Genomic DNA, 16,829 nt, shown 5'->3' with positions numbered 1-16,829 from the left:
GACGGTCATGAAACGGCCAGACCTGAGTTCTCCGCCGACCTACGACGAAGCGCTGCGATACGCGCGCGACGAGGCGCAGGATCCGAGCACTCTGGTCCACTACGCCCATCACGGACTGGAGAATGCCCGGTACGGCCGCGGTTTCGCCTTCTTGGAGACGATCAACGGCGACCGTGGACCGATGGACGCCTACGTCCTGGTGACCGAAACCGGATATGGCAGCGGAATACTGCCGACCGGCGGGCGAACCATCGACGAGGTGATCGCCGAGCACCTGGCCCGAGCCGAACATGCCAACCGAACCATCCCCGACAGCGAGCTCTCGGTGGCGCACCGGCTGGCGCTCACTGCCTACGATGCCGGCCTCACCCGAATGAGCGAGCTGCCCGGCAGCGCAACGATCGATGCCGAGACAGCCGACTACGCCGAGTTCGTTCTCCTGAACCTGTGGCGCAGCCCAAACCAGGAGGGCACCGGACGAAACATCCTCGCCCGCAACGATTTCCTGATGCAAGACCCGCTCCCCGGGCGGCGCTACACCCAACCTTGCCCGCACTGCGCACAGTCGGCGGTCTACTCCGAACGCTACCCCCGCGCAGTCTGCGACCGCTGCCGGAGCCGAACCACCGATCACGCCGGACGCCGAATCACCGGCTACAACACCAGCTTCAGCGGCGGCATGATCGCCTACTACACCGACACCCTCGACCCTTCGAACAACTCCGACTCCCCCAGCGACGAATGCGTCGAGGTCACCCGAACCGGCAGGTGTTACATCGACGGCCAACCCGCAACCATGCAGGAGGCCCGCTTCGGCGGGATCGTCGTCCAAATAGCCTCGGCCGATTAGGATCTTCCTCTCGATGGCGTGACCCGAGTTATCGATGCCTCGAGCGCCGGCGGTCGGCGGTCCCGGGTTGTTCGGTAGCTCTCGGTCTGCCTACGTCCAGCTCGGCTGGCGGAAACACTGCACGAGTCGCTCCGCAGCGAGTCCGCGTAAGTCAGCCGGTCCGCAGTACTGTCGCAGGGGTGATGGAGCCGGATGAAGCTGTGGGACTCGCGTTGTCGGTCGCCGGCGAAGGATTGTCGGCCGGTGAGATGCCGATAGGTGCGGTCGTGTTCGATGACGAGCGTATCCTCGGGCGCGCCTACACCCAGGAGAAGGCGCTGGGGCGACGGATGGTGCACGCCGATCTGCTCGCAATACAACAGGCCGACGAGATGTTGGGTTTCACCCACCCGGCCGGAACTCTCACCCTCGCAGTCAATCTCGAGCCCTGCCTGATGTGCATGGGTGCGGCCATCACCTTAGGCGTCCGCCGAGTGTGGTTCGCGCTCCCGTCGCCGGACGACGGCGCTGTCGCTCTGCTGGACTCGTGGTCGCCTCCACAAGAACTCTCATTCTTCGCGAAACCGGACGAGATCAGGGGCGGCATCCGATCGGACGAAGCGCGGGCACAGTTCGCCGTCTACGCCGCCGGCGACGGCCCACCGAGTATGCGCGCCTGGGCCGGTGACCTCGCCAGCCGAGCCGATGATGGACCGCCATCGCGCCGACCGCCCGGAGATGCGTAGGCCGATGGAAGCGAAAGACCTTGTAGCGGTCGACCTGTCGGATGACGAACGAGAAATACTGCGGCGCGGTCTAGGCGAATGGGGCGGACCTGCCCGCAGCACTGAGGCACTCGCGGTCGCGATGGGTTTTGCGAGCGTAGCGGACCTGTACGAGCAAGGACGGCGATTGCGGGCAGCGTTGAACTCGAAAGAGCCACTGAGTGCGGCAGATTGGCGAAGGGCACTGGTGGCGACCGAGTTCGTTTTCGCGAGTAATGTCTTCGGATCCGGTGTGGATTGGCAGATAACCACAGGGATCCGCGACGAGGAGACCATCCGAATTCTCAGGGGGTTGCAGCGGAAGCTCGGCCGCGCGGTGGGCCGTGCCCTGTACATCCACCGTTGACCCGCGCCGAAGCCCTATTCCGCGAAGGCATGCTCCCCGAACTCGCCTTGTGAGACGTCCCCCGCTGAAAGACGCACTACTTCTGATTTCCCGCACCGAAAATTGCATGCGATTTTCGGTGCGGGAAATCAGAAGTAGTGCGGGAAGTCAGGGGTGCAGGACGATCTTGCCGCGGGTGTGCCGCTGCTCCAGCTCGCGGTACACATCCCGGACCGTTCGCCGCTAAATCCGTTCGGCTAGTAGGTGATTTGAGGTTTTGCGCTCGGTGAGATGGTCGATGATGGATCCGTCGTGGGGTGTTCCGGGGGTGAAGCAGGTGGTGGGTGTGCCGCCGGTGAAGACATTGCGGATGTTGTTCGCGGAGAGATAGGTGGCGACTTGGTCGTCCGTGCCGCCGAGGATGGCGAGCGAGAGAGTGCGGCCGAGTCGGGCAGGTTCGGTGCCGGATCCCGCGGGATAGAGTTCGAGGGCGGGGAACGGCAGTTCGGTTGCGCGCAGGGGTTTTTCGGGGTCGGCGATCGAGACCACCGGGCGCAGTGCGGCGGAACCGTCGGCGAGGTCGACGAGGTGATCGCCGGGCGGCCCGCCGTGCACGCTCGCGGCGAATTCGGCGAGGCGGCGTGCCTGCTCGAGCGGGAAGACCGGGACCTGGGTGGATTCGTCGTCCGGTCGTCCGATCCGCAGCTGATCCAAACTCGCTGCGACCGTCCGGCTCAGCGCGGCGGGGTCGCCGACGAGGCCGGCGCTGGCGTTGAGGCACTGACCTCCACCACCGTCGGCGGTGGAGGCGATCAGCAGTTGGGCCAGCCGATCGGGGTCGGCGCCGGACAGTTCGAGCACCTTCGAGTTGCCCGGTCCCTGGACCAGGACATCCGGCCGATTCCGGTAACGGCGAGCGACATCGGGCCCGCCGTAGACCAGTGACCGATCGGCCTCCCGCACCAATCGATCCGCACCGTCGTGACCGGTCGGCAGGAGTGCGATCGTGTCCTCGGCCAAACCGGCGTCGACCAACGCGCGCACGATGCGCGCCGGCGTGAACGGGTCACGCCGCGACGGCCGGACGATGACGTTGTAGCCGAGCGCGACCAACTCGAACAGCGCCACGTGCACCGCCGGATGATTCGCCGGGGAGAGCACGCACGCGAGGTCACCGCGCCGATGCACGCTGACCGTGGCCCGCCCGTAATGCTGCGCAGCCAATTCCTCGGGGACGATCTCGATGATCTGTTGCACCGCAGGCCGCACCAACTGCAAGAACCCGGTGACAACCGGCAACGGGGTACCGGAAGTCGCCGATTGCGCTAGCGCGTACTCCATGGGCGAGAGTCCGTCGACCGTCTCATCGGCGATCAGCCGCGCCGCATCGGCGATCACCTCGAGCCGCTGCACCAAGGGCTGCGGGCGGGCGGCACGCAATCGCCGAATACTCAACCCGGCCAGCAGATCCGAGGCGAAGTCGAGCCGGCCGATGTCCTCACCGCGCACAGTGCGGATCGGCTCGCCGGTGCGCGCGGGCCGGTAATCACCGCCGATCAGTGGGGAGATCCGGTAGCCGCCCATCAGTACACACCCTCGATCACGGCTGCACCCTCGACGGGCAGCGGCTGCACATTCTGCACCAGGTCGGTGCCCTCCTCGCCGGTGAAGCGGATCCGGGTCGCCTCGTCGCGCTCGTAGCTGACCGGCAGGAACACCTCCGGCGTCAGCACATGGATCGCGATGAGACCGCGCTCGCCATAACCGACCTGTTCGCGGTGTTCGTCCAGCACCGACCACGCCGTGTACGGGAAATACGCTTGGAACGTGGGCAATTCGTACGCGGGTTCGGAAAGCTCGAGCGCCGATCCCATCATGGTGTTGCCGTACCCGCCGACGATCTGTGTATCGGGGAACACCTCACGCAGCAACTCCAGGGTGTCCGGGTTCATCGAAGTGCTCCCCCACACCGCGAAACGCACCTTGTCCCTGAACAATTCGGCGACCTCCGGATGCATCGCGAGCGCGGCGAAGATCGGCGGAGTCAGATAGACGAGCCGCACGTCCTGTGATTCGAGAATCCACTGTGCCTGCCGCACAACATGTTCGATGTACAGCTCCGCGACCTCCGGGTGACCGCCCTGGATCGCCGAGCGCACGAACCTGGGATCGAGATCGATGCAGAACAGCTCCAGGCCCAACTGCCTGGCCATGATCGCGTTGCTGTACCCGACGACATGCGGACCAGTGGGACCGAGCAACATCATGCCCCCGCCATCCACCGGAGCCCCGAGCTTCCGCAGACGCTCGGCCATCCACACCGACGTCTTCTCCCACTGGACGGCATCGATGATCCGCTTCGGCGCGCCCGTGGTACCGCCGCTCTCGAAGACCGAGGGCCGAATACCGTTGCGGCGCATAGCCCGAGGCACCAGCGCCTCGATCGGCACGGTCCGCCACTCGCTGCTCACATCGGGGAACCGCAGCAGATCCGCACGCGTGCGCACCTCGCTGAGCCGGAAATCGAACGACTTCGATTTCTCGATCCAGAAGTCCGTGCCCGTCTCGGACGAGAAATGAAAATCGATCGCGCGCTGAATGTGCTCGGAGTAGGAAACGTCCTCCGGCCAGCTGACCTCGGCCAGGTAGCGTGCATGCATATCTGTGTTCATGAAAGCCCTTCCCTCGCAACCGAAAACGGCACCGCACCAACCGCGGCACCTCCATCTCCGAGGACGCTACGAGCAGACCGCTACCCTTGTCGACATGGACGTAGTGCGGATAGACCATTACAAATGGTGGGCAATCGGCCTCGCGATCGCCCTGGCGAACAGTGATCCGGACATAGCCGGCACCGAGACCCTGGACTCGGCCGCGGCGATCGACCAGCTGCTCCGCGCCCACGGCGCCACCGAGGTCCAGGTCTCCGAGGACGACCTCCCCCACCTGCGCCGCATCCGGCCCTACCTCCTGCGCGCCGTCCGCGATCCGGCCCCCGACCGGGCCGCACCGCTGCTCAACCACGTAGCCGCCGAGGCAGGCGCCACCCCCAGGCTCACCAACCACGACGACCTGCCCTGGCACATCGACTTCCACACCCCCGCCAGCACCGCCTGGCGCCACATCGCCGCCGAGGCCGCCGCCGCGCTGATGGGATTCCTCATCGCCCGCGGCCCCGACCGCATCCGCCTGTGCTCCGCCCGCGACTGCCACCGCTTCTACGCCGACACCACCAAGAACAACTCGATGCGCTACTGCCCCGACCGCGGCTGCGCCAACCGCGAACGAGTCCGCCGGCACCGCGTGCGTAACGGGTAACCGTCCCCGGTCGAGACCGAGATCACCTACGGGCGGCAGGTGACTACGTAACCGCCGGATCGACTACGTATCTAGGTAGAAATCACCGACGCGAGTGCCGGTGCGCGGATGGAAATCTCGATGTCAGCAAGCGAGCACGACTTGCCGGACACGAGGAGGAACACCATGAGCGCGGCAACCGACGAGGCGGTGGAGCGAGAGCTGGCCACACCGGCGCGCATCGCCCGCGCCACAGTGCTGGCCGCCGCGACGCTGACCGTGATGGGCCCGGCGGTCATCGCCCCGAGCCTGCCCGCCATGCGCGAGGCGTTCTCGGCGGTGGCCGGCGCGGATGTGCTGGTGCGGCTGGTCCTGACCGTCACGTCGCTGGCGATCGGCCTCAGCGCGCCGCTGGCAGGCATGGCCGCCGACCGCATCGGGCGGAAACCGCTGCTGGTGGGCAGTCTCGCGTTGTACGCCGTGGCGGGAGCGGCCGGGTTCTTCGTCGACAGCATCGGCGTCCTGCTGGTGACCAGAGCCTTGGTGGGCGTCGCGGTCGGCGGCATCATGACCGCGGTCAGCGCCATCATCACCGACTGGTTCGAGGGACCGAAGCGGGCGACTTTCCTCGGTCTGCAACAGGCTTCCGCCAGCATCGGCGGCGTTGTCTTCTTGCCGCTGGCGGGCCTGCTGGCCGCGTCGAACTGGAAGTTGCCGTTCTGGATCTACGGCGCGTCCGTGATCATCCTGCCGTTCGCGCTGTTCGCACTGCGAGAACAGCGGCGCGACAAGGTATCCGGGCCGGCCGCGGTCGAGGCCGCCGGTTCGCGGTCCGGGATCTTCCGGCCGATCGCCGGGCTCTACCTGCTCGCCTTCTTGGTGACGCTCGCCTTCTACATGGCCCCCACCCAACTGCCCTTCCTGCTGGCGGAACTGCACATCGGTCCGGCCCTGGTCGGTGCGGTGATCGCCGCGACCACGCTCAGCAGTGTCGGTGGCGCACTTGCCTTTCCGTCGCTGCGGGGCCGCTGGTCGCCGAGTGTCCTCACCGCCGCCAGCATCGGCTTGCTCGGCATCGGGTGGGTGCTGGTCGGCACCTCGAGCACGGTGGTGCAGGTGGTAGCCGGACTGCTCGTGGGCGGCTTCGGCGTCGGCCTCGCCGTCCCGAACCTGAACCTCCGATTGAGCGACCTCGCACCGGCCGCCACCCGGGGCCGGATCCTCAGCGGCCTGGTCACCGGAATCTTCCTCGGCCAGTTCGTCTCTCCGCTGATCGTCGCGCCACTCATCCACCTCACCAGCATCGGCGGCACGTTCCTCTGGACCGGGATCGCCATGACCCTGGGCGCGGCGATCGCGCTGCCCCTGCTCCGTAAGACCAAGTAACACAATCGAATTCACCACTACACACACAAAGGATGAAAGAAATGATCTACCACGGCAACCGCTTCACCCTCCGCGCCGACGCCTCCCCCGAAGCCATCGAAGAAGCCCTCGAGAGCCTGCGCAACCAGGGACGGAGCATCCCCTCGGTGAAGTCCTTCGTGGTCGGCCCCGACTTCGGCGGCGAATACCAGTGGGGCGCGGTGTTCGTCATCGAAGACCTGGCCGGCTACTGGGAGTACCTGATCCACCCGGCCCACCGCAACACCGACCGCGTCGGCCTGCCCCTGGTCGATAAGTTCGCCTCCTTCGACATCACCGACGACCCGGACCCGGCGATGGCCGAGAAGATCGCCGAACTGCACCAGCGCCGCTACGACAGCGACCCGGAACTGACCAAGCTGGTCTCCGATCTCGGCGAATACAGCGGCAGCGCCGCCCCCGGAAAGCACGGCGAGAACTGAACACTCACCCAACCCGAAACCCCCTGTCGGACAGGCTCTCCGACAGGGGGTTTCGTTTTCGTCAGGCCCGGTCGCGGAGGACGGCGGTCAGCAGGGCCGCGGATGCGGCGATCACGGCGGTGGCGATGAAGACGGCGCCGTAGGCGTGGGCGAGCTGGGATGGTGGGGGTTGATTGCCGGAGTCGCCGGTCATGGTGGCGATGGCGAGTAGGCCGGCGAGTCCGAGCGCGCCGCCGATTTGGCGGGTGGTGTTGACCAGTCCGCCGGCCAGTCCGGTGTGTTCGGCGGGGATGCCGGTGGTGGCTCGTGCGGTGAGCAGGACGAACGCGACGCCTTGTCCGGTGCCGATGAGCAGCGACGGGGCGGCGATGTCGGTCAGGAATCGCGCGTCGACGGAGGTGCGCGCCAGCCAGGCCAGCCCGGCCGCGAGCAGTGCCAGGGCGGTGGCCAGCAGGGCGCGAGTGTTGAAGTGCCGAGCCAGTTTCGGTGTGATCGTCGAGGCCGCGGTGATCATGATCGCCAGCGGCAGTTGGGTGAGACCGGCTTGGATCGGTGTGTAGCCGAGCACCTTCTGCTGGTAGAGCGGGAGGAAGAAGAACAGTCCCAGCCATACCGCGCCGAGCATGGTCATGACGATGTTCGCGGGCACTACCCCGCCGATGCGCAGGATCGCGGGCGCGACGAGCGGCTGCGCCAGTCGCCGCTGCGATCCGGCGAAGAGGATGAGCAGTAATACCGCCGCGATCAACGGGGCGATGACGCGGAGCGCGGTCCAGCCGTATTGCCCGCCGACCGAAAGCGCGTAGGTGAGCGCGGCGAGGCCGCCGGTCACGAAGGCCGCGCCCCACAGGTCGATCCGGCCGCCCGCCGGAAGGTCGGCGGGCACCAGCGAGATCGTGGCGGCCAGCACCGCGATCGCCACCGGAGCGCCGATGAAAAATACCGCGCGCCAGCCGAATACGCCAGTCAAGATGCCGCCCGACAGCACACCGGCGACGCCGCCGATGCCCGACACCGCGCCCCAGACCCCGATTGCCCGCGCGCGGCCCGCGCCTGCGGGAAACAAGGTCAGCACCAAGGCGAGTGCGGTCGGGGCGAGCAGCGCCGCGCCCACCCCCTGCCCGACTCTGGCGACGAGGAGGACCGCGGCGGTGGGGGCGAGTCCCGCCGCGATCGACGTGACCGTGAAAATCGCTGTGCCGGTGAGAAATACCCGCCGCCGGCCGAATACGTCACCGAGCCGGCCACCCAGGAGCAACAGAGCCCCGAAGGCGAGTACGTAGCCGTTGACTACCCAGGAAAGCCCGACGGGTGACAGCTCGAGCCCGCGCCCGATGTCGGGCAGGGCGACGTTGACGATCGAGGTGGTCAGCACGACCAGGAACTGCGCGGTGGCCAGGACGGTGAGCCCGATCCATGCCCGGGCCGACGGGGTGGGGGTTCGATCTACGGGGGCGGGCTGTACTCGGGAGTTCATGATCTGTCTCCAGGTCCATACACATGTGGCCGTCCGACGGCTCGGTCGCCGGCGGACGGCCACATGCAGTTGTCCTTACGAATTCGGTTGTGCGGCAAGAAGGAACGACGATCAGTCCGCGATCCAGGATCCGTGGATACCGCCGGGCACGTGCCGGGGCAGTTCGACGGCCGCGATCGGCGGCGCGGTGAAGTCGCGGGCGTCGAGGATCAGCAGCTCCGATGCTTTGCCGGCGCGGTCGCCGACGAGGGTGAGCAGGTAGCCGTCGTCTTCGCCCGCGGAGTCGGCGGCGGGGACGAAAACGGCCTCGCCGGGGATCCGGCCCGCACCGGTCGGAGCCAGCAGGCGCGCGCCGGTGTCGTTGTCGTACTTGACGATTCCCACGCCGTCGGATCCGGAGCCGGGGTAAGCGACCGCGTAGCTGTAGCGGTTGCGGCGCCCGACGTAGTCGTCGTTGATCGTCGGGAATTCGGTGACCAGCGAGTCCATCATTTCCTCGCGCGCCGTCGTCTGCCCGGGTTCGAGGACCCAGCGGTACTGCAAGGCGCCGGCGACCGGGTCGGTCGGGTATCCGGGCGCGCCGATCCACCACTTCCACGAGGTCTCCCAGGCCGACCGGTCCAGCCGGGGGCCTTCCACGACGACCCGCCCGGCCGCGTCCTCGTAGGCATTCGAAACATGCAGCATCGCACCGGGTTCCACGTCGAACCAGCGCACCGGGCCGGTGCCGGTGCGCGGCAGGATGCCCATGCGCGCCTGGTAGGCGTCGTCCCACCGGTAAGGGATGCCGGAGGTTTCGGTGGGGTTGAAGGTCACCGACAGGTCCAGCCACACCGCGTAGTTCTCGGTGATCGCGAAGTCGTGCATCAGCGACGGACCCGCCCCCTCGACGACCTGCTGGTGGCGGAGGTCGCCGTCGGCGGAGGCGATGTAGTAGATCAGGTGCGGCGCGACCGGGGAGTAAGCGAAGAAATGCAGTTCACCGGTGACCGGGTCCACCTTCGGGTGCGCGGTCATCGCGGTTTTCAGCTTGCCGCCGAAGTCGTAGGCGCCGACCGTATCCAGCTCCGGAGTCACCTCGAACGGCAGGTTCGACTCCTGCAGCGCCAGGATGCGGCCGGCGTGCTCGACGATGTGGGTGCCCGCCACACTGGCGGTCAAATCGATGCTGCCGTCCTCGCGGATATAGGGTGCGCCGTCGAGGGCGGGCGTCTTCACCCACCGGTTGCGATACCACTCGGCCTGACCGTCGCGCAGCCGCAGGCCGTGCAGCATGCCCGCGCCTTTGAACCAATGTTTCGGTGTGTCACCGGGTTTCGGGTTGTGGCCGTTGCGGAAGTAGCGGCCGTTCAGTTCGGTGGGGATGGTCCCGCGCACAGTCAGGTTGTGCGCGGTCACCTCGTCCGGCACGGGCTGGTAGTGGCCGGTCAGGTAGGGCTTGGCAAGGGTGGTGTCGCTGTTCATCGGATTGCCTCGTGATTCGTTCGAGCGGCGGGGTGCGTTCCGAGAACACACCCCTGCCAAGGGTTTTCGTCGTCGTTGCGCCGAATTAGCCGGCCGTGCCCTCGATGTGCGCCTTCAACAGTTCCAGTCCGGGCTGAACCTGCGCCGGGTCTTCGACCGGGTGCGGGCCGGGCGGCTCGGTGTCGGGGACCAGCCGCTCGAACAGCCGGCAGAACAGGGTGGTCCCGTCGCCGAGGTCGAAGGTGGTGAACGTCGCGATCGCGTGCATCGCCGGGGCCGGGACATCGTCGTCGAGCACGTCCCGGCCGACCACCGTCCACAGCTTGCCGGGCACCCGCGCCACCACGGTGTATTCCTTCGGCTTCTCGTTCAGCTCCGGAAAGATGTACTCCAGCAACACATCCCCGAGTTCGGCAGGAACGCCTTCGGTGCCGCGCCGCACCTCGGTTCCCGACGCGAACGGCAGCCACTTCGGCAGATTCGACCAGGTCGTCGCCCAGTCGTAGACGACCTGCGCGGGGCGTTCGACGACGATGCGGTTCTCCACGAACCGGACGTTCAGGTTGTCCGGGATCTGCGGTACGTACAGGTCAGACATGATCTCTCCTTGTTGGTCGGGGTAGGCCGTTATCCGGCGTGATGCGCGCCGGTCATCAGCGCGGCGAGGTCTTCTGGGTGCAGGAACGACGGTGGCGGCGGCGGGCCCCAGCTGAACAGGCCCTGAGCGCCGGTGAAGACCTCCGGGGTCCAGAGCTGATCGTCGATGATCGTGTCCATGTCGGAGTAGTACTCGGAGAAGTTGCCCGCGGGATCCTTGAGGTACCAGAAGAAGTTCGAGCCCGCATGGTGGCGTCCGAGGCCCCAGACGTGCCGCTCCGGGTTGCCCTCGAGCATGGCGGTGGCGCCGCGTCCGACGTCGTCGATATCGTCGAGCTGCCACGAGGTGTGGTGCAGGAAGTTGACCGGCGCGTTGAGCACCAGCACGTTGTGGTGGTCGGTGGAACAGCGCAGGAACGCGCCTTCGCCCTCGATCTCGTCGGAGAGCTTGAAACCCAGACCGTCGACGAAGAAACGGCGGGTCGCCGCGTAGTCCACCGAACCCAGGACCGCGTGGCCGAGCTTGCGTGGGCGGATCGGATCCGCGCGCAGCACACCGGGAGCGCGGGTGCCGCTGCGTTCGATGCGGCCGGGCCCGTTGTACGGGGTAGCCGGTGTGGCGGGTTGCGTGACGTGGTTCGAGATCCTTACCACGGCACGGAAATTGGCGATCGGTTCGGTGGTGGCGACCGAGTCCGCGGTGCGCTGCACCGGCAGGCCGAGCTTGCGCAGGCGGGCGGCCACCGCGTCGAGATCGTCGGAATCGTCTGCGCCGATGACGATTTCGGCCAGTCGTCGGGACGGTGTGCGGACGAGCCGGAGTTGGTCGCCGCCGTCGCGGGTGGCCAGCCAGCCGTCCGGTCGGGGTACGAGCCCGAATTCGGTGTAGTAGTCGCGGGTCGCGGCCGGATCGGGTACGCCGATGGTGACCGACGACAGTCGGTGTAATGCCATTGTGTCTCCAGGGAATTCGGGACGGTTCAGTGACCGGCGACCAGCAGGTGCCGCATCTCGCCGACGCCGCGCACATAGCTGACCAGTTCATCGCCGGGGGCAAGATACCGCTCCGGAGTGCGGCCGAACCCGACCCCGGCGGGGGTTCCGGTGAAGATGACGTCGCCGGGCAGCAGCGGCGTGATCGCCGACAGCCGCGCGATCAGCTCGGGCACCGGGAAGACCATGTCGGAGGTCCGGCCCTTCTGCATCTGCTCGCCGTTGATCAGGCAGCCCAGTTCCAGATCGTCGGGGTCGTCGAACTCGTCCGGGGTGACCAGCACCGGCCCGATCGGCCCGAAACCCGGGAACGACTTACCCATGCTGAACTGCGGCGCGGGACCAACCCGCTGCCGGACCCGCTCCGAGATATCCTGTCCCACAGAGACTCCCGCGACATAGCGCCACGCATCCGCCGCGTCGACACGATACGCCGGCCTGCCGAGCACGACCACCAATTCGACCTCCCAGTCCACCTTGCCCGGCACGAGCGTGACCGTCCCGTACGGAGCGGCCAGCGCGGTCACGAACTTGGTGAACACCGCAGGCTCCTCGGGGGGCGTCAAACCCGACTCCGCGGCGTGCTCGGCGTAGTTGAGCCCGATGGCGAACACCTGCCGAGGACCAGGGGCCGGATTGCCGAATTCCGCGACGGGGACATCGGACAGCGGTGTGCCCGCCTCGGTGACGGTCGTGCAGAACTCGAGCAGTTCGTCCCAGTGTTCGTAGGCGTCCTGGATGTTCGGGCCGAACCTGCCGCCGCTGATGCGGGCGAGGTCGATGACGGTGTCGGACGCGGTGATCAGCGACAGCCGATCCGAGATTGCGGCGAAACGCATGGTGTAACTCCTAAAGGTGAACGGGTTGCGGAAGGTTCAATGGGTCGCCGGCGCAGGGTCGCCGTGCGTGGTCGCCGACCGATAGTCGGTGTAGGTGTAGGGATTGTCGAGGACCTTGGTCTCGGGGATCTCCGGGTTCATGCCCGCGCGCCAGGCCTGCTCACCGAGTTCGGCGCGCAGGTAGTCGACCGTTGCCTGTACCGCACGACGCGCACCGGCCAGGTCGACACCGACCAGCCGGTGGTCGCGTTTCACGATCCGGCCGTCGACCAGGACCGTGTCGACATCGGCCCGCTGCGCATGCAGGACGACGTGCCCGTGCGGGTTGAGCAGCGGCGTCATCGCCGGCGAATCGTCGTTGCGGACGAGCACCAGGTCGGCCTTCTTGCCGACCTCCACGCTGCCGATCTCACTGTCGCGTCCGAGCGCTCGCGCGCCACCCCGCGTCGCCCACTCGACGACCTGCTCGGCATGCAAAGAGGCATGGGTGATGGTCTCACCGCGAGCGTGTGCCGCCTGATGCTCGGCCGCGCGGTCGGCGCCCAGCGTCGTGCGCATGGCGGAGAATAGGTCCCCGCTGCACAGCACACAGCTGTCCAGCGACAGCGACACCGGAATTCCGTGCGCGCGCAGGGCGGCCGTGGCCGGATAACCCTGCCCGGCACTCTGCTCGCTTTCGGTGGACACCGACACCGATCCGCCGCTCGCCGCGATGCGGTCGTAAGAGTCCGCGGACAGTGTCGAAGCGTGCACGTACACCGTCCTGGCCTCGGCGTAGCCGTGCTCGTGGATCAGTCGCACGGCGTCGTCGCCGGTCGCGCCCCAGACGCCGGCGTGCGTGGTCACAGCCAGATCCAACTCGCGGGCCACCTCGAACGCCCGCTGCTCGGGAAAGCTCGGATCGCCGGTGACGTCGAAGGCGATCTGGAAGCCCTCGAGCTCGCCGGCCCGGCGGTCGAAGAACTTGCGGAATTCCGGTGTGCCCGTCCAGTTCGCGGGCGCGTCCTGGATATTGCCGTAGGCCAGCACGAACCGGCCCGGCACCGCGGCGAGCGCGTCGACCGCGGCGTCGGCGTGGTCGATCGTCTGCAGGCCGTGCGACCAGTCGACGCAGGTGGTGACCCCGGCGTCGAGCGCCTCCAGTGCGCCGAGGAGGTTCCCGGCGTGGATGTCCTCGGGCCGGAACTTCGTGCCCCAGTTCAGGTAGTACCAGACGAAGTACTGCGTGAGTGTCCAGTCCGCGCCGTATCCGCGGGTCGTGGTCTGCCACATGTGCCGGTGCGTGTCGACCATCCCGGGCATGACGATGCCGCCGCGGGCGTCGATCTCGTCGGTGCCGTCGGGAACGACGAGGTCGACGCCCACGGCGGCGATCCGGCCGTCGACCACGAGCACGTCGTGGCCTTCGCGAACGGTCCGGGCGGAATCCATGGTGAGGACGGTCCCGCCGCGAAGCACGGCGGGACGGAGGGTGTGCGGGGGCATGGCAACTCCTCGAATATCGCTGCTCGGCAAGGTTTCCGGTTCTCCGACGGCCGAGCGATCAACACTTTCGAAACTAGACGCTAACTTTCGAAAGTTCAAGAGACATTCGTAAACTGCTAGGATGTGCGCATGGCGAAGAGCGGCGGGACGACCCGCACCGACGGCATCCACCAGGCGTTGCGGGCCGACATCCTCGGCGGTCGCCTGGTACCGGGCGAACGGCTCAAGTTCCCCGACTTGGCCGATCGCTACCAGGTGAGCGTCGGGGCCACTCGCGAGGTGCTGACCCGGCTGGTCGCCGAGGGATTGGTGGTGACGAAGCCGCATCTGGGCTTTCAGGTCCGGCCGCTGTCCCACCACGACCTGGCGGAGCTGACGCAGGCGCGGGCGGAGATAGAATCCCTGGTCCTACGGCTATCCGTACTGGACGGCGATATGCGCTGGGAGGGCGATGCCGTTGCGGCACACCACGTGCTGGAACGCGCGCCGTACCGGGACCCGGCGGATCCGGACCGCCTGACCGACGAATGGTCGCAAGCCCACGCCGCCTTTCACCACGCGCTGCTGGCGGGCTGCGCCAACCAGCGGCTGCTCGACGCGGCGCGCTCGCTGCGGCAGGAGGCCGAGCTGTACCGGCAGTGGTCGGTGTCCTTGGGCAACGAACCCGACCGCGACGTCGCCGCCGAACACCGAGCACTGCTCGACGCCGTGCTCGCCCGCGACGCCGACCACGCACAGCAACTACTGCGTGACCACATCACGCACACCACCCAGCTACTGATCAGCGGCGCAACCGATCAGCCGAATCGTTGATCACGCCACGACATTCGGCCGGCACTGTGGGCCACTCACCAGGGCACTGTTCCGGCGTCGTCGAAGAATCCGCCGGTCGGTCCGTCGTCGGGCAGGGTCGCTAGGCGAATCGCGATGGCCGCGCCCTGTTGCGGGGTGCGGACGCCGCGAAAACCGTTGAGGTCGGTGGCGGAGAAACCGGGGCAGCCGGAGTTGATCAGGATGTTGGTGTCGCCGAGTTCCTTGGCGTATTGGATCGCGAAGGCGTTGAGGAAGGTCTTCGAGGCCAAGTAGGCGGCGGGGACCGGGCCCATGTCGACGCCGGGGGTGGTGTGCAGGGCGAGCGAGCCGACGCTGCTGGACATGTTGACGATCCGCGGTGCGGCCGAGGCGCGCAACATCGGCAGCATCGCGTTTGTTACGCGGATGACCCCGATCACGTTGGTTTCCACGACGATTCGCACGGTCGCGGGATCGAGCGTGGTCGGTATCTGCGGCGCGCTGCCGGTGATCGCGGCGTTGTTGACCAGAACGTCGAGCCCGCCGGCCTGCTCGGCAATCAATTCGGCCGCCGCGGCCACACTGGCGTCGTCGGTCACGTCGAGCGGCACACCGAACGCATCGACACCTGCCGCGCACAGCTTCTCCACCGCGGTGTCGCGGCGGTGCTGGTCCCGCGCGCCCACCCCGATCCGCCAGCCGAGCGCGCCCAGGCCGGCGGCGATCTCGTATCCGATTCCTTTGTTCGCGCCGGTTACCAGCGCAATCGTCTGTTCACTCACACCGCTGATCCTGCTGCGGCTCCGGGTGCAGCGTCCAAGACCGATCGGGTCGGCGGCAATACCGCACGGGTATTGGCCGTGGTCATCGCCGGATACCATGACCTGGTGGAGACGCGGGAGATGCGATATTTCGTCGCCGTCGGCGAGGAGTTGCACTTCGGGCGGGCGGCACAACGACTCTCCATGGCGCAACCGCCGCTGTCGCGGGCCATCCAGCAGCTCGAACGACGGCTCGGCGTCGTCCTGCTGCACCGCACCGCTCGCGCGATCACTTTGACCGAACCAGGGGCGGTACTGCTGCGGGAGGCCCGGCTCGCCCTCGAAGCGGTCGAAGCCGCCGAGCGCCGCACCCGCCGTGCCGCCGCCGACCGGCCCGGAGTGGTGCTGGCCATCAAAGCCGGTGCGTCCAAAGAACTGCTGTCGACACTGCTGGCCGCCTACGCCGCCGAACCCTGCGCGGTCCCAGTCGAGGTGATGCTTTGCGGGCCAGGCGAATCCGAAGGCCTGCTGCGCAACGGGCGAGCAGATGTTGCCCTGCTCCAACGGCCGTACGACACGACAGCCGGATTCGACACCGAGGATCTGCACACCGAACCGCAGGTCGTGGTCCTGCCCGCGGGTCATCCGCTCGCCAACCGGGCGCATATACCGTTCGCCGAGGTCAAAACCCTGCCGGACCTCCCCCTACCCCGCTGGCCTCGACGGGACGGCAGCTACCGGGACGGCCCGGGTCCGCAGGTGCGCGACCATACCCAACTGTTCCAACTCATCGCGCTCGGATTGGCCTGCGCGGTCGTCCCCGAGTCGCTACGAACCCAGCTACGCGAAGATCACGCCATCGTCCCGGTCCCCGACGCACCGGCCGTCACAACCGTCATCGCGTGGCCACCACATAGCAGATCCAAAGCCGTTGCCGACCTCGTCCACACCGCGACACTCCTCTGAGCGACACCCTTGTTCGCCGACCGTGGCTCAGGTCCTAGAGGCCATGCGGTAGCCGATCACGGTGCTGTCGAAGTCACGCCGCCCGGGCCATCGCGCTGCGATACTTGTTGCCGGGGAACGGTTCTACCAGCGAAAGTGACTCCGATGAGTACTGATTCAGCTACCGACGAGAACGAACCTGTTGCCGGCGTCGAACCACCGGCGACGGATGCGCAGAAGTCCGCGCAGCGGACTCCGCCACGGGTGGGTGCTGTACCGGACTCCGTGGTGTTCATCCAGCCCCCTCCGGTCGAGTAGATCGAGTCGGCACGTCCACTCCAGTCGCTCCGCGGGCATGGGGCGGTCGCCCGGATTGGTTGGCCGGCAAGGCTG

The 16,829-nt window shown here is 67.4% G+C and carries 18 protein-coding genes; 9 read left to right on the top strand and 9 right to left on the bottom strand.

Annotated elements, in window-relative coordinates:
• Positions 1-7 precede the first annotated feature (7 nt).
• The 3 genes from F3087_RS38970 (at position 8) to F3087_RS38960 (ending at position 1,960) form a co-directional block, all read left to right on the top strand.
• Positions 8-850, top strand: coding sequence for a hypothetical protein (locus F3087_RS38970; protein WP_150407184.1), 843 nt, complete (start codon positions 8-10; stop codon positions 848-850).
• A 182-nt stretch (positions 851-1,032) separates the two neighbouring features.
• Complete coding sequence (locus F3087_RS38965) at positions 1,033-1,575, top strand: nucleoside deaminase (protein WP_150407286.1); 543 nt, start codon at positions 1,033-1,035, stop codon at positions 1,573-1,575.
• Between the two features lie 4 nt (positions 1,576-1,579).
• Positions 1,580-1,960, top strand: a complete 381-nt coding sequence (locus tag F3087_RS38960) for a hypothetical protein (RefSeq protein WP_150407183.1) — start codon at positions 1,580-1,582, stop codon at positions 1,958-1,960.
• Between the two features lie 222 nt (positions 1,961-2,182).
• Here F3087_RS38960 and F3087_RS38955 read toward each other — a convergent pair whose 3' ends face one another.
• Both F3087_RS38955 and F3087_RS38950 read right to left on the bottom strand, forming a co-directional pair.
• Entirely contained in the window at positions 2,183-3,523 is a 1,341-nt protein-coding gene (locus tag F3087_RS38955) for an aldehyde dehydrogenase family protein (RefSeq protein ID WP_150407182.1), read from the bottom strand.
• Positions 3,523-4,611 carry an AMP-binding protein gene (locus F3087_RS38950; protein WP_150407181.1) on the bottom strand — a complete coding sequence of 363 codons (1,089 nt, stop codon included), beginning with the start codon at positions 4,609-4,611 and terminating at the stop codon, positions 3,523-3,525. The genes F3087_RS38955 and F3087_RS38950 overlap by 1 nt, the downstream gene beginning before the upstream one ends.
• Positions 4,612-4,705: 94 nt before the next feature.
• Here F3087_RS38950 and F3087_RS38945 point away from each other — a divergent pair, with 94 nt between their 5' ends.
• The 3 genes from F3087_RS38945 to F3087_RS38935 all read left to right on the top strand — a co-directional run bounded on the left by F3087_RS38945 (position 4,706) and on the right by F3087_RS38935 (position 7,083).
• On the top strand, positions 4,706-5,257 hold the full coding sequence (locus tag F3087_RS38945; RefSeq protein WP_191094358.1) for a CGNR zinc finger domain-containing protein: 552 nt from the start codon (positions 4,706-4,708) through the stop codon (positions 5,255-5,257).
• Between the two features lie 165 nt (positions 5,258-5,422).
• Positions 5,423-6,622, top strand: a complete 1,200-nt coding sequence (locus F3087_RS38940) for an MFS transporter (RefSeq protein WP_150407179.1) — start codon at positions 5,423-5,425, stop codon at positions 6,620-6,622.
• 32 nt (positions 6,623-6,654) lie between these two features.
• Positions 6,655-7,083 (top strand): Dabb family protein, encoded by a 429-nt coding sequence (locus tag F3087_RS38935; RefSeq protein WP_223885686.1) that lies wholly within the window; start codon positions 6,655-6,657, stop codon positions 7,081-7,083.
• Positions 7,084-7,144: 61 nt separating this feature from the next.
• Here F3087_RS38935 and F3087_RS38930 read toward each other — a convergent pair whose 3' ends face one another.
• The 6 genes from F3087_RS38930 to F3087_RS38905 all read right to left on the bottom strand — a co-directional run bounded on the left by F3087_RS38930 (position 7,145) and on the right by F3087_RS38905 (position 13,938).
• On the bottom strand, positions 7,145-8,560 hold the full coding sequence (locus F3087_RS38930) for an MFS transporter (protein WP_150407178.1): 1,416 nt from the start codon (positions 8,558-8,560) through the stop codon (positions 7,145-7,147).
• A 111-nt stretch (positions 8,561-8,671) separates the two neighbouring features.
• Positions 8,672-10,024 (bottom strand): carotenoid oxygenase family protein, encoded by a 1,353-nt coding sequence (locus F3087_RS38925; RefSeq protein ID WP_150407177.1) that lies wholly within the window; start codon positions 10,022-10,024, stop codon positions 8,672-8,674.
• An 85-nt stretch (positions 10,025-10,109) separates the two neighbouring features.
• Positions 10,110-10,622: an SRPBCC family protein gene (locus tag F3087_RS38920; protein ID WP_150407176.1), complete on the bottom strand. Its 513-nt coding sequence runs from the start codon at positions 10,620-10,622 to the stop codon at positions 10,110-10,112.
• Positions 10,623-10,651: 29 nt separating this feature from the next.
• Positions 10,652-11,575, bottom strand: a complete 924-nt coding sequence (locus F3087_RS38915; protein ID WP_150407175.1) for a VOC family protein — start codon at positions 11,573-11,575, stop codon at positions 10,652-10,654.
• A gap of 26 nt (positions 11,576-11,601) precedes the next feature.
• Complete coding sequence (locus F3087_RS38910; protein ID WP_150407174.1) at positions 11,602-12,453, bottom strand: fumarylacetoacetate hydrolase family protein; 852 nt, start codon at positions 12,451-12,453, stop codon at positions 11,602-11,604.
• A 36-nt stretch (positions 12,454-12,489) separates the two neighbouring features.
• Positions 12,490-13,938, bottom strand: coding sequence for an amidohydrolase family protein (locus F3087_RS38905; protein WP_150407173.1), 1,449 nt, complete (start codon positions 13,936-13,938; stop codon positions 12,490-12,492).
• Between the two features lie 129 nt (positions 13,939-14,067).
• Between F3087_RS38905 and F3087_RS38900 the strand changes: the two genes are divergently transcribed.
• Complete coding sequence (locus F3087_RS38900; protein WP_150407172.1) at positions 14,068-14,751, top strand: GntR family transcriptional regulator; 684 nt, start codon at positions 14,068-14,070, stop codon at positions 14,749-14,751.
• Between the two features lie 35 nt (positions 14,752-14,786).
• Here the strand turns inward: F3087_RS38900 and F3087_RS38895 are convergent, their stop codons facing one another.
• Complete coding sequence (locus F3087_RS38895) at positions 14,787-15,512, bottom strand: SDR family oxidoreductase (RefSeq protein ID WP_150407171.1); 726 nt, start codon at positions 15,510-15,512, stop codon at positions 14,787-14,789.
• A gap of 105 nt (positions 15,513-15,617) precedes the next feature.
• Between F3087_RS38895 and F3087_RS38890 the strand changes: the two genes are divergently transcribed.
• Positions 15,618-16,457 carry a LysR family transcriptional regulator gene (locus tag F3087_RS38890; protein WP_150407170.1) on the top strand — a complete coding sequence of 280 codons (840 nt, stop codon included), beginning with the start codon at positions 15,618-15,620 and terminating at the stop codon, positions 16,455-16,457.
• 144 nt (positions 16,458-16,601) lie between these two features.
• The gene (locus F3087_RS46265; protein WP_191094357.1) at positions 16,602-16,754 is read left to right on the top strand and encodes a hypothetical protein; all 153 of its coding nucleotides are present in this window, start codon (positions 16,602-16,604) and stop codon (positions 16,752-16,754) included.
• Positions 16,755-16,829 lie beyond the last annotated feature (75 nt).

The organism is Nocardia colli (genome assembly GCF_008704205.1).
In the GTDB taxonomy this organism is placed as follows: domain Bacteria; phylum Actinomycetota; class Actinomycetes; order Mycobacteriales; family Mycobacteriaceae; genus Nocardia; species Nocardia colli.
The sequence above is the reverse complement of the archived record's forward strand: the minus strand, read 5'-3'. Positions and strand labels throughout refer to the sequence as shown.